At 38.7% G+C, this 11,974-nt stretch carries 14 protein-coding genes and 1 riboswitch; of the genes, 10 read left to right on the plus strand and 4 right to left on the minus strand.

Features of this window, described 5'->3' with window-relative positions:
• Positions 1-22: 22 nt before the first annotated feature.
• Positions 23-132, plus strand: a riboswitch (SAM riboswitch).
• 174 nt (positions 133-306) lie between these two features.
• The 10 genes from ACOI1C_RS19700 to sufB all read left to right on the plus strand — a co-directional run bounded on the left by ACOI1C_RS19700 (position 307) and on the right by sufB (position 9,893).
• Positions 307-1,332, plus strand: coding sequence for a methionine ABC transporter ATP-binding protein (locus ACOI1C_RS19700; protein WP_422512276.1), 1,026 nt, complete (start codon positions 307-309; stop codon positions 1,330-1,332).
• Positions 1,325-1,993 (plus strand): methionine ABC transporter permease, encoded by a 669-nt coding sequence (locus ACOI1C_RS19705; protein ID WP_422512277.1) that lies wholly within the window; start codon positions 1,325-1,327, stop codon positions 1,991-1,993. The genes ACOI1C_RS19700 and ACOI1C_RS19705 overlap by 8 nt, the downstream gene beginning before the upstream one ends.
• Before the next feature lie 315 nt (positions 1,994-2,308).
• Positions 2,309-3,157, plus strand: coding sequence for a MetQ/NlpA family ABC transporter substrate-binding protein (locus ACOI1C_RS19710; protein ID WP_422512278.1), 849 nt, complete (start codon positions 2,309-2,311; stop codon positions 3,155-3,157).
• 298 nt (positions 3,158-3,455) lie between these two features.
• On the plus strand, positions 3,456-3,818 hold the full coding sequence (locus ACOI1C_RS19715; RefSeq protein WP_422512279.1) for a carboxymuconolactone decarboxylase family protein: 363 nt from the start codon (positions 3,456-3,458) through the stop codon (positions 3,816-3,818).
• Positions 3,819-4,120: 302 nt separating this feature from the next.
• On the plus strand, positions 4,121-4,267 hold the full coding sequence (locus tag ACOI1C_RS19720) for a hypothetical protein (protein ID WP_422512280.1): 147 nt from the start codon (positions 4,121-4,123) through the stop codon (positions 4,265-4,267).
• 367 nt (positions 4,268-4,634) lie between these two features.
• Positions 4,635-5,411 (plus strand): Fe-S cluster assembly ATPase SufC, encoded by a 777-nt coding sequence (gene sufC / locus ACOI1C_RS19725; RefSeq protein WP_422512281.1) that lies wholly within the window; start codon positions 4,635-4,637, stop codon positions 5,409-5,411.
• An 18-nt stretch (positions 5,412-5,429) separates the two neighbouring features.
• Positions 5,430-6,740, plus strand: coding sequence for a Fe-S cluster assembly protein SufD (sufD, locus tag ACOI1C_RS19730; protein ID WP_422512282.1), 1,311 nt, complete (start codon positions 5,430-5,432; stop codon positions 6,738-6,740).
• On the plus strand, positions 6,740-7,960 hold the full coding sequence (locus tag ACOI1C_RS19735; RefSeq protein ID WP_422512283.1) for a cysteine desulfurase: 1,221 nt from the start codon (positions 6,740-6,742) through the stop codon (positions 7,958-7,960). The genes sufD and ACOI1C_RS19735 overlap by 1 nt, the downstream gene beginning before the upstream one ends.
• The gene (gene sufU / locus ACOI1C_RS19740) at positions 7,950-8,387 is read left to right on the plus strand and encodes a Fe-S cluster assembly sulfur transfer protein SufU (protein ID WP_422512284.1); all 438 of its coding nucleotides are present in this window, start codon (positions 7,950-7,952) and stop codon (positions 8,385-8,387) included. Before ACOI1C_RS19735 ends, sufU begins: the two co-directional genes overlap by 11 nt.
• Before the next feature lie 108 nt (positions 8,388-8,495).
• Positions 8,496-9,893: a Fe-S cluster assembly protein SufB gene (sufB, locus tag ACOI1C_RS19745; protein ID WP_422512285.1), complete on the plus strand. Its 1,398-nt coding sequence runs from the start codon at positions 8,496-8,498 to the stop codon at positions 9,891-9,893.
• Between the two features lie 113 nt (positions 9,894-10,006).
• Here sufB and ACOI1C_RS19750 read toward each other — a convergent pair whose 3' ends face one another.
• From ACOI1C_RS19750 to ACOI1C_RS19765, 4 genes are all read right to left on the minus strand, one after another.
• Entirely contained in the window at positions 10,007-10,363 is a 357-nt protein-coding gene (locus ACOI1C_RS19750) for a tyrosine-type recombinase/integrase (RefSeq protein ID WP_422512291.1), read from the minus strand.
• Positions 10,306-10,536, minus strand: coding sequence for a hypothetical protein (locus ACOI1C_RS19755; protein WP_422512286.1), 231 nt, complete (start codon positions 10,534-10,536; stop codon positions 10,306-10,308). The genes ACOI1C_RS19750 and ACOI1C_RS19755 overlap by 58 nt, the downstream gene beginning before the upstream one ends.
• On the minus strand, positions 10,537-11,130 hold the full coding sequence (locus ACOI1C_RS19760) for an HK97 family phage prohead protease (RefSeq protein WP_422512287.1): 594 nt from the start codon (positions 11,128-11,130) through the stop codon (positions 10,537-10,539).
• Between the two features lie 287 nt (positions 11,131-11,417).
• A complete protein-coding gene (locus tag ACOI1C_RS19765; RefSeq protein ID WP_422512288.1) occupies positions 11,418-11,741 on the minus strand; it encodes a hypothetical protein in 324 nt (107 codons plus the stop codon).
• Positions 11,742-11,974: the final 233 nt, after the last annotated feature.

Here is an 11,974-nt window from a genome sequence, read left to right on the forward strand (position 1 = left end):
ATAATGTGTTTGTAAAAACACACTCTTATCAAGAGAGGTGGAGGGACTTGGCCCTATGAAACCCGGCAACCGTCAACGTAACGTTGAAATGGTGCCAATTCCGGCAAAGCAATGTGCTTTGACAGATGAGAGAAAGGACCCTACTTATATAACCCTTTCTGCTCATTTATGCAAAAGGGTTTTTTGCATTTTAAAAGGCCGATTCTCTAATATATCCCTTCATTTAGTAGAGAATATATAGCATAAATATTGTTCTTAATCTTACTATACAGATGGGTGAACTTGGGGAGAAAAGAGGTGAGTAGCATGATGACATTAAAGGGAATAAAAAAGGTCTTTTCCTCGAAAAGTGGTGAAGTGACTGCCGTTAACGGGATTAACCTAGAGATAAAAACGGGGGAAATTTTCGGAGTCATTGGATACAGTGGTGCTGGTAAGAGTACTCTCATAAGAATGTTCAATCAGCTAGAAAAGCCAACAGAAGGCTCCATTATCGTAGCGGGTAGAGATATGGCTACTATTCAAGGAAAAGAACTAAGAATGGCTAGACAAGAAATCGGCATGATTTTTCAGCATTTTAACCTGCTGTGGTCAAGAACAGTTCGAGAAAACATTGCCTTCCCTCTTGAAATTGCTGGTGTACCAAAGCAAAAGCAGACCGAACGTGTGGATGAGCTGATTAAGCTTGTTGGGCTAACTGGCAGAGGAGATGCTTACCCCTCAGAGCTAAGTGGTGGTCAAAAACAGCGAGTCGGGATTGCGAGAGCATTGGCAAACAATCCAAAAGTATTGCTCTGTGATGAGGCTACATCAGCCCTCGATCCTCAAACAACGGATTCCATTCTAGATTTGTTAGTCGATATAAATGAACGACTAGGGCTAACGATTGTTTTAATTACCCACGAAATGCACGTTATTCGAAAGATTTGTCACAGAGTGGCGGTTATGGAGAATGGTTTAGTGGTGGAAGAAGGGGATGTGCTTTCGGTTTTTAAGAATCCACAACAACCCATAACCAAACGATTTGTTGGCCAGTTATCAGAACCGGAAGAGGCAAAAGAAACAGTTGGACATTTACTAGAACGTTATCCAAATGGACGAGTTGTTAAGCTCACCTTCGTAGGAGAAGAAACCGGGCAGCCGATCATTTCAAATGTAATTCGTCAGTTTGATATCACGGTGACAATCCTTCAAGGAAAAATAGCGCAGCTTCATACTGGTGCCTACGGAACTCTTTTTATCCATATTGATGGAATAGACGAAGAGGTTGAGAAGGCGATTGTGTACATTAATCAGCAATCAGTCGGTGTGGAGGTGCTGAAAAATGCTTAATGAGCTTCTACCGAATGTAAAATGGGAAAAGATGATTAATGCGACACTAGAAACACTTTATATGACAGGCGTTTCTGTACTAGCAACATTTGTATTGGGAATCATCCTAGGATTATTATTATTTTTAACGGCAAAGGGTAACCTTTGGCAGAACAGCATGATTAATTCGCTCATTGCAGCCATAGTGAATATCTTCAGATCGATTCCGTTTATTATCCTAATTATATTACTTATTCCATTTACAATTTTTATCGTTAAGAGTATGTTTGGATCCAATGCAGCATTGCCTGCTCTCATCATTGGAGCAGCACCTTTTTATGCAAGGATGGTCGAAATTGCCCTTCGTGAAATCGATAAGGGTGTAATTGAAGCCTCAAGAGCAATGGGAGCTTCTACATGGACTATAATATGGAAGGTTTTATTACCAGAGGCGATGCCTGCTTTAGTATCTGGTATAACGGTTACTGCTATAGCACTTGTTGGATACACAGCAATGGCTGGAGTTGTAGGTGCTGGAGGATTAGGAAATCTTGCCTTTTTAGATGGCTTCCAACGTTCTCAAAACGATGTAACGTTTGTTGCGACCGTATTAATTCTAATCATTGTATTTATTATTCAATTTATCGGTGACCGAGTCACTTCATCTATAGATAAAAGGTAACTAGAAAAGCTGAGGCGTCCGTGTTAGCCCCGACTTGCAAATGTTCTGAAGCGGGGAAAAGGGTGAACTTTCCTTTTATCCGATTCAGGTTATTTGACCTCGAGGGGGTGGACGCAGAAGCTAGACAAAACGAAAAGCTGAGGCGTCCGTGTTAGCCCCGACTTGCAAATGTTCTGAAGCGGGGAAAAGGGTGAACTTTCCTTTTATCCGATTCAGGTTATTTGACCTCGAGGGGCTGGACGCAGAAGCTAGACAAAACGAACGAAAAGCTAAGACTCAAAGGGTCTAAAGCAAACATCAAAGGAGAGAAATCACATGAAAAAGATTTTAGGAATTGTTAGTTTATTCGTATTAGTACTTGCATTAGCTGCTTGTGGAACAGGAAATAATACAGGTGGAAATGCAGATGGAGAAACAACAGAAGAGAGTAGCAAGCTAGTTGTTGGAGCTTCTAACGTGCCACATGCTGAGATTTTAGAGCAAGCACAGCCGATCCTAGCGGAAGAGGGCATTGAACTTGAAATTGTACCATTCCAAGATTATGTGTTACCAAATAAAGCATTAGCTGGAAAAGAAATTGATGCAAACTATTTTCAACACATTCCTTACCTAGAATTACAGATGTCTGAAAATGAAGAGTATGATTTTGTTAATGCTGGCGGAATTCACATTGAACCAATTGGTGTTTATTCAAAAAAGTACAAGAGCCTAGAAGAATTACCTGAGGGTGCAACCATTATTATGAGTAATGCCGTTGCTGATCACGGTCGTATTTTAACAATGCTTCAAAGTAAAGGTCTAATTAAATTAAAAGAAGGCATTGATACGACAGCTGCAACTGTGGATGATATCGTTGAAAATGAAAAGAACTTAAAATTCCAAGCAGATGTTGAAGCAGGTCTATTACCTCAAGCATACAAAAACAATGAAGGTGATGCATTGCTAATCAACACAAACTATGCGATTGATGCTGGATTAAACCCACTTGAAGATGCCATTGCAATCGAGGGAGCAGATTCACCGTATGTAAACATCATTACAGTTCGCTCTGGTGATGAAACAAGAGCAAGCATCAAGAAGTTAGTTGAAGTTCTTCGTTCTGAAGCTATACAAACATTTATTAAAGAAGAATACAAAGGTGCAGTCGTACCTGTTACTGAATAGATGAAGCAAGAGGCCTTGAGGATTCGTTCCTTGGGCTTTTTTTGTTCTTGGCAGAGGTCTTATTGTGAAAACCCAAATAGACAAAGCTATTTGCTCTAAATTAACATAAGACAACATGCTTTGCACCGAAAGTTAGATACAATAGTAGGAGGTGTTATTAAATGTCCTTTGAAGCTAAGAGAGATACTTTTTTATTAATAACATTCATAATTCAGCGCTCCCATTGAAAAATTGCATACTCGCCAAGATTTTAACCATACTAACGATGACGAAATTTTTACTTGGGAGATGACCTACTATGGAAAATGAACCACGTAATTCAACGGAAGCGGCGTTACATGATTATAAATTAGGCTTAGGTACGTTTACAGAAAAGATGCCAGATCTTGCTCACCATTATAATGCTTTTACAGAGGCTTGTTTTAAAGCGGGATCCTTAGACCAAAAGCAAAAGCAACTAATCGCACTAGGTATCAGCTTATATTCCCAAGATGAATATTGTATTATTTATCACACAAAGGGCTGTCTGGATCAAGGCGCATCCGAGGAAGAAATACTTGAGGCTATTGGGGTAACGGCAGCATTTGGTGGCGGAGCAGCAATGAGTCAAGCAGTCACGTTAGTTCAAGAATGTATGATTGAGTTAAAAGAATTAAACTAGTAGCAAAACAAGACTCCTTGAGGGTCTTTTTTCTTTGGTGAACGTAGGAGACTTCAGAGCAAAAAAGTGGGATTTGAGGTCTCCCGAAGTATTCCACTGGAAACTCGAGGTATTGTAAACAATGTGGCTGTGGTGTTCTCTCACTTCAGCTTATCGCATATATTTCAGAATTCTTCTGATTTTCGACGTTTGTTTGATCATAACTCCCTTGTTATGATTAAAAGGTATTTAAATAAGCTTGAAAGGGATGATTCATTATTAATCAGTTACAACTGAACTATACCGCCGGAATGGAAAAGGCGATGCATCAGTCGCATGGAATTGGATATGCGGAGTATAGCCGTAAGTTGAAGCAACGCTTAAGAATTGAACAGAAGAGACAAGAAGAATATGAGTTAAGCAGAAGAATGGTAGCAGATATCGAAAGAAGAAGCTTTTATCATAATTAATACATGTGGAACCAGCTATCTTTATTGGCTGGTTTTCATGTTTTTCTCCCTCACAAAGGTATGAGAGTCCTTTCTCAAGTGAAGAATAAGAACGTTGTCGTTAAACTTTGTGTCTGCATGAATGTTGTAAGGTCATTGACTTGAACTAACGGATTTTTCCTAACAAAATTCCAGTATTGAAACGTTATACTTACGTTAAAACCACCTTTTTGATAAAATGATAATTGTTTAATCTTATACTCTAATTGTACATATGAAGACCACTTGTAAAATTTGATATTATTTTTTAAATAGTATAAGATTAGAATGAGAATAAAGTGAGAATGACTTAATTCATAATTAATGTTTAAATAACGGAGGTAAAGCAATGGGTTCAACTTTGACGATTAAAGATCTACACGTATCAATTGATGGAAAAGAAATTTTAAAAGGTGTGAACCTTGAGATAAAGGGTGGAGAAATCCACGCAGTTATGGGACCAAATGGTACGGGTAAATCAACATTATCTTCAGCCATCATGGGTCATCCTAAGTATGAAGTAACACAAGGTAGTATCACTTTAGATGGGGAAGATGTATTAGAAATGGCAGTAGATGAGCGCGCACGTGCAGGTCTATTCCTAGCTATGCAATACCCAAGTGAAATTAGTGGAGTTACAAATGCCGACTTCTTGCGCTCAGCAATGAATGCACGCCGCGAGGAAGGCGACGAAATTTCATTAATGAAATTTATCCGAACAATGGATAAGAGCATGGAGCTACTTGAAATGGATCCTAACATGGCACAGCGCTATTTAAATGAAGGATTTTCTGGTGGAGAAAAGAAGCGTAACGAAATTTTACAATTAACGATGATTCAACCTAAAATCGCCATTCTAGATGAAATTGATTCTGGTCTAGATATTGACGCGCTTAAAGTTGTATCCAAAGGAATTAATAAAATGCGTAATGAGGATTTCGGCTGTTTGATCATCACTCATTACCAACGCCTACTGAACTATATTACTCCTGACTTTGTCCATGTAATGATGTCTGGACGAGTTGTGAAATCAGGCGGACCTGAGTTAGCACATCGTTTAGAAGCAGAAGGATACGACTGGATTAAACAAGAGCTAGGTATCGAAGACGAAACAGTAGAAGCGTAAGCGGTTAGGAGGATTATTATGACGTTAGAGACAAAACTTCCATTTGATCAAGACTATATCCGCACCTACTCTAAAGAGCTAGGGGAGCCGGAATGGCTGTTAGATCTTCGCTTACAAGCTCTTGCTAAAATCGAAGGTCTATCTTTACCAAAGCCTGACAAGACAAAAATAGATAATTGGAATTTTACATCATTCCAAAATCATATTGTAAAATCAGAGGCGATTCAGACGATTGATGAGCTTCCTGAGAATGTGAAAGCTCTTATCGATCTTGATGAGGCTAACAAAAACTTGCTCGTACAAAGAGACCAAGGCGTTACTTTCACCACAATATCTGAAGAGTTAAAAACAAAAGGCGTTATCTTTACTGATTTGCACACGGCTGCACGTGAGCACGGTGACTTACTGCAAAGGTTCTTTATGAAGGACGCTGTAAAAGTTGATGAGCACAAGCTTACTGCCTTACATGCAGCTTTAGTAAATGGCGGAGCATTTGTTTATGTACCCAAAAATGTTGAGGTTAAAATACCACTACAAGCGATTTATGTTCATGACCATGCTGAAGCCAATCTTTTTAATCATGTAATAGTTGTTGCTGAGGACAATAGTTCGGTAACCTATGTTGAAAACTATATTTCTACTCCTGAAACAAGCGATGCAATTGTTAACATCATTGCCGAAGTAATTGTAGGAACAAATGCTAGAGTTACTTTTGGTGCAGTTGATAGCCTTGCAAAAGGCATTACGACTTATGTAAATCGTCGTGGTATTGTAGGCCGTGATGGAAAGATTGAATGGGCACTTGGTTTAATGAATGACGGAAACACGATTTCTGAAAACATTACTCATTTAATTGGTGACGGATCGGTTGCTGATACGAAAACCGTAACAGTTGGGCGTGGAGACCAAAAGCAAAACTTCACGACAAGTATCATTCACCATGGTAAGAATTCAGATGGTCATATATTAAAGCATGGTGTTGTAAAAGAAAGTGCTTCTTCTATCTTTAATGGGATTGGAAAAATTGAGCATGGGGCTTCAAAGTCGAATGCACAGCAATCTTCTCGCGTTTTAATCCTTAGTGAAAAAGCACGGGGTGACGCTAACCCAATTCTTTTGATTGAAGAAGACGATGTAACAGCTGGACACGCCGCATCAGTTGGTCGTGTGGATCCATTGCAACTTTACTATTTAATGAGTCGCGGTATTCCAAAAGTAGAAGCAGAGCGTCTTGTTATTCACGGTTTCCTTGCACCTGTGGTTAATCAGTTACCAATTGAGGGTGTTAGAAAGTTACTTGTTGAGGTTATCGAAAGGAAAGTGCGATAATGGACTTCAAGGATATCCGTAGTCAATTCCCTATTTTGGATCAGCAAGTAAACGGTAGACCTCTTGTGTATCTAGATAGTGCGGCTACTTCTCAAAAGCCATACCGTGTTATTGAGACCCTTGAAAAATACTACAAAGAATATAACTCTAATGTCCATAGAGGAGTTCATACTCTTGGGACTAGAGCAACAGATGCTTATGAGAATGCAAGAGAAAAAGTAAGAAAGTTCATTAATGCAGGTTCTACGGAAGAAGTCCTATTCACACGTGGGACAACAACTGCATTAAATACAATAGCAGTAGGATATGCTCGTGAAAACCTCAGTGCCGGTGATGAGATTGTGATCTCCTTTATGGAGCATCATAGTAATATTATTCCGTGGCAGCAGGTTGCACACAAGACAGGTGCCACTCTCAAGTATTTGCCACTTCAAGAGGATGGAACGATCTCTCTTGAAGACGCAAGAACGACGATTACTTCAAACACGAAGATTGTTTCGATCATGCATGTGTCTAATGTATTAGGTGTCATTAATCCAGTTAAAGAGTTAGCAGAGATTGCCCACGAAAATGGGGCTATTATGATCGTAGATGGTGCTCAAAGTGCACCACATATGAGAATTGATGTACAAGATCTTAATTGCGACTTCTTTGTGTTTTCTGGACACAAAATGTGTGGACCAACTGGAATCGGTGTACTTTATGGCAAAAAGCATCTACTCGAAAACATGGAGCCTGTCGAATTTGGCGGTGAAATGATTGACTTTGTTGAGCTACAAACGTCTACCTGGAAAGAGTTGCCGTGGAAATTTGAAGCGGGAACACCCATTATTGGTGGAGCAATTGGTTTAGGAGCTGCCATTGATTTTCTAGAAGAAATCGGTCTAGATAACATTAATGCTCATGACCAAAAGCTAGCCAGGTATGCCTCAGAGCGAATGTCTGAAATTGAGGGAATTAAGATCTTCGGCCCTAAAGAACGAACAGGTCTTGTCACTTTTACAATCGATGATGTTCATCCACATGACGTTGCAACTGTACTGGATGCAGACGGAATTGCTGTCCGAGCAGGGCATCATTGTGCACAGCCTCTTATGAAATGGCTGAAGGTTTCCTCAACGGCAAGAGCAAGCTTCTATTTGTATAATAGTGAAGATGATATAGATGAACTCGTAAAAGGATTAATAAAGACAAAGGAGTATTTCAGCAATGTCTTTTAACAATTTAGATACTCTGTACCGTCAAGTGATTATGGATCATTATAAAAATCCAAGGAACAAAGGCTCACTTGAAGATGGAAATATTACAATTGACATGAATAACCCAACTTGTGGCGACCGAATCCAGGTTCAAATGAAGATTGAAGATGGAAAAGTAGCAGCAGTGAAGTTTGATGGTGATGGCTGCTCCATTTCTCTTGCGTCTGCTTCTATGATGACTCAAGCCATTAAAGGGCAACCTGTAGAGATCGCATTAAGACTCTCAAAGATCTTTTCGGACATGATGCAAAACAAAGAGTATGATGATACGATAGATTTAGAGGACATCGAGGCATTACAAGGTGTTGCGAAATTTCCAGCTCGCATAAAATGTGCAACGTTGGCATGGAAAGCCATGGAAAAAGGGATTCACAGTCAAGAGAAGTAAGAGGAACAAGCTTTTTAAACAGAATGGTGTAGAAATAGCCCCCTAAGTCCATTATAGGTGAATGTTGGGGGGCTTAAATTACTAAGTTCAAGAATGGAGGGAACAATAATGGCTAAAAAAGCGCCTGAGATCGGTGATTATAAATATGGTTTTGCGGACAAGGACGTTTCCATTTTCCGCTCTAAAAGAGGTTTAACGAAAGAAATCGTTGAAGAAATCTCAAGAATGAAGAATGAACCAAAATGGATGTTAGATTTCCGTTTGAAATCATTGGCTCAATTTTATAAAATGCCAATGCCACAATGGGGCGGAGACATGGCGAGCTTAAACTTCGATGAAATTACGTATTACGTAAAGCCGTCTGAGAAGTCTGAGCGATCATGGGATGAAGTACCAGAAGAAATCAAAGCAACATTTGATAAGCTGGGTATTCCAGAGGCTGAACAAAAGTATCTTGCAGGTGTATCTGCCCAATATGAATCTGAAGTTGTTTACCACAACATGCAACAGGATCTTGTGGATCTAGGAATTATTTTTAAGGATACAGACAGTGCTTTAAGAGAGAATGAAGAGCTTTTCCGCGAATACTTTGGGAAAGTTATTCCACCTACTGATAACAAGTTTTCAGCTTTAAATTCAGCTGTTTGGTCTGGTGGTTCGTTCATCTATGTACCAAAAGGAATAAAGGTAGAAACACCCCTTCAAGCTTATTTCCGTATTAACTCGGAAAACATGGGTCAATTTGAACGCACACTCATCATTGTTGATGAAGGTGCACATGTTCACTATGTTGAGGGCTGTACAGCGCCTGTTTATACAACAAACTCACTTCACAGTGCGGTTGTTGAAATTATTATTAAAAAAGACGCTTACTGTCGTTATACAACCATCCAAAACTGGGCGAACAACGTATACAACCTTGTTACAAAGCGTGCTGTTTGTGAAGCCTATGCAACAATGGAATGGGTCGATGGAAATATCGGTTCAAAGCTAACAATGAAATATCCTGCCGTTATCTTAAAGGGTGAAGGTTCTCGTGGAATGACATTATCGATTGCGATTGCAGGTAAAGGTCAGCACCAGGATGCTGGAGCTAAAATGACTCACTTGGCACCAAACACATCTTCTACCATTGTATCAAAATCAATTTCAAAGCAAGGTGGAAAAGTAACGTACCGAGGCATTGTTCATTTTGGACGTAAAGCAGATGGTGCCCGTTCAAACATCGAATGTGATACATTGATTATGGATAACGAGTCCACTTCAGACACGATTCCATATAATGAGATCCTAAACGATAATATTTCACTTGAGCATGAGGCTAAGGTTTCTAAGGTATCAGAGGAGCAATTATTTTATCTAATGAGCCGTGGAATCTCACAGCAAGAAGCAACGGAAATGATCGTAATGGGCTTCATCGAGCCTTTCACAAGAGAACTTCCAATGGAATATGCAGTCGAAATGAACCGTCTCATCAAGTTTGAGATGGAAGGTAGTATAGGATAACTAACGATTAACCCTTGTATATCAAGGGTTTTTCTTATTTTCGGAACGTGCCAAGTTTAATTCGTGCCAAGTTTGTGCCAAGTTCGTGCAAAGTTGAGGTTACTTTTACGTTATTAGAAGTTATTTTTAACACGCTTATTTTGTGATGTATAAGCCGTGAATTTTGCCAGTTCATCTGTTTGAATTTTTCCAGTGATATGCCCATATGTTCTACTTAATTCTTTTGTGTCTTTATGACCTAATCTTTTTGCTATATAAATTTCAATTACACCTGCTTCAAGGAATATGGTGGCATGAGTATGCCTGAAAGCGTGTAAGCCCCTATATTTGACCCCTGAAGCCTTATGATAGTTCTGAATTGTTTCACGAATGATGGAAGGTGTAAGATAATGCCCATTGTAATTTTGAAAAATTATTTCATCTTTATTTTTCTTAAATCTTGGATTAGGTTTGTATCGTTCTTTTCTAATTCTGCATCAATTGATTCCACAGACTTTTGAAGTTTTTCAAACTTTGTATTTTCTTCATCTGAAAATGAACGGTCTTCCTTTTTAGCCGTGTTCAGGATGCCTTTCATTTCGTTCAAAAATTGTTCTCTTTGTTGGGCTTTTTTCAATAAAGCCATTTGAGTACCAATGTACATTTAAAACATTCCCTTCAGTTTTAGATATTTTATTTCGTTCTCGTATCTCGAAAAATCCAATTCCGGATTCTTTATTTCGTGATTCTTGATTTCAAGGTTCAAATCAGAATATCGTCTTTCATGGATGCCATCATTTCGGATTTCCACCGAACAACATGGATAAGCAGGTTTCACGGATAATAAAGACACTTCTATCAAGTCTAAATCTTCAATGAATCGCCTTTCAATGCCATCAGAACCCTTTTCAAAACGGCTTTTCCGTTCTATGAATCCAAAAGACCAACCTTGCAAAAAATTGCCCTGTTTTGCTTTTTCAATAATGGATGAATCCCTGATTTCGGTTTCAGCCTTCAACCCTATTGAATCTTCTTCCATGAGTTTTAAATTTCCTTGGGTTATGGAACCAAGTTTTTTATTTTCATCATGGTTAAAAAGCAATAGAACGTCCTTTGCACGTTGTAAAGCACGTTCAAATACTTTGGCTCGTATAATCTCCTTAAATCGCCCCTGTGGGCTTGGAATAAAGTCTGATTCACGTTCCACGGCATTCACATAACCACTAATAAAAACAGAATCGCCCCTGATTTCAATCAAAATTATGTACCCCCTTTCTTATTTGGATTTTTATATCATTACTACAATTTCGGCTTGTAGATTTTTTCCTAGGATTAGGTAGTAATAGTTTGCCCAAACCCTTGATAAATAAGGATTTTTATGGCTCATAATGTGAAAGAAACATAAAAAATACGGCATAAAAAAAGAACTCACAATGCAGTTTGTGAGTTCTTCTTATTGAAGACGGATTTGTTTTGTGTACAAAGAATTTTGTAGACAATCGACTAATTCCCAAGTAATAATATTATGCCCTTGTTAGCTTGGTTTCAATCAGTTGAAATGCCTTTAAACCCTTTATTTTCAAAGACTTTTCGCCCTGATTTATCAGCAAAAAGAACGGTTGTAACACTTCTATCCCATTCAGTAATGATATAGACTTTTTTTCCTTGCACCATATAAGCAGACAAAACCCTTTCACCGTTTTGAATTGCATCCTTGTTATCGTCAATATATGTATTTTCAAGAATGCCAAAATCACCTGTTATATGGTTCCTGATAAGACTAGCAATCTTACTAGGTTCAACACTTTCATCAATGCTTTTTGTTTTGACGATTTGCCCCAGTTCAAATAACGGTCTTGAACTTCTCATTCGGATTCATCCCCTTTCTGATTTTTCCCATTATTAACGTTACCACAAAAAGAAATCCCCTGTTGGGGACTGAAGTCAACAGGGGAAAAGGGTTGATGCTAAAACAATTAAAGATTCACAAAATTTCAGCTATTGAAATCAAAGCAATTGAACAAAAAAGTGTAAAGGAGAAATTGAATCTTCATTCACCGTAATACAAGCCTTATTATTATTGGCTTTTCAACACTGTTTCA

It is taken from the genome of Bacillus sp. DJP31, assembly GCF_049310945.1.
Classification (GTDB): Bacteria; Bacillota; Bacilli; order Bacillales; family SA4; genus Bacillus_BS.

Coding starts and splice junctions, on each gene's coding strand:
- sufB (WP_422512285.1), top strand. CDS start 8,496: ATGGCTAAAAAAGCGCCTGAGATCGGTGATTATAAATATGGTTTTGCG.
- ACOI1C_RS19715 (WP_422512279.1), top strand. CDS start 3,456: ATGGAAAATGAACCACGTAATTCAACGGAAGCGGCGTTACATGATTAT.
- ACOI1C_RS19710 (WP_422512278.1), top strand. CDS start 2,309: ATGAAAAAGATTTTAGGAATTGTTAGTTTATTCGTATTAGTACTTGCA.
- sufU (WP_422512284.1), top strand. CDS start 7,950: ATGTCTTTTAACAATTTAGATACTCTGTACCGTCAAGTGATTATGGAT.
- ACOI1C_RS19705 (WP_422512277.1), top strand. CDS start 1,325: ATGCTTAATGAGCTTCTACCGAATGTAAAATGGGAAAAGATGATTAAT.
- ACOI1C_RS19700 (WP_422512276.1), top strand. CDS start 307: ATGATGACATTAAAGGGAATAAAAAAGGTCTTTTCCTCGAAAAGTGGT.
- ACOI1C_RS19735 (WP_422512283.1), top strand. CDS start 6,740: ATGGACTTCAAGGATATCCGTAGTCAATTCCCTATTTTGGATCAGCAA.
- sufD (WP_422512282.1), top strand. CDS start 5,430: ATGACGTTAGAGACAAAACTTCCATTTGATCAAGACTATATCCGCACC.
- ACOI1C_RS19755 (WP_422512286.1), bottom strand. CDS start 10,536: ATGTACATTGGTACTCAAATGGCTTTATTGAAAAAAGCCCAACAAAGA.
- sufC (WP_422512281.1), top strand. CDS start 4,635: ATGGGTTCAACTTTGACGATTAAAGATCTACACGTATCAATTGATGGA.
- ACOI1C_RS19720 (WP_422512280.1), top strand. CDS start 4,121: ATGCATCAGTCGCATGGAATTGGATATGCGGAGTATAGCCGTAAGTTG.
- ACOI1C_RS19765 (WP_422512288.1), bottom strand. CDS start 11,741: ATGAGAAGTTCAAGACCGTTATTTGAACTGGGGCAAATCGTCAAAACA.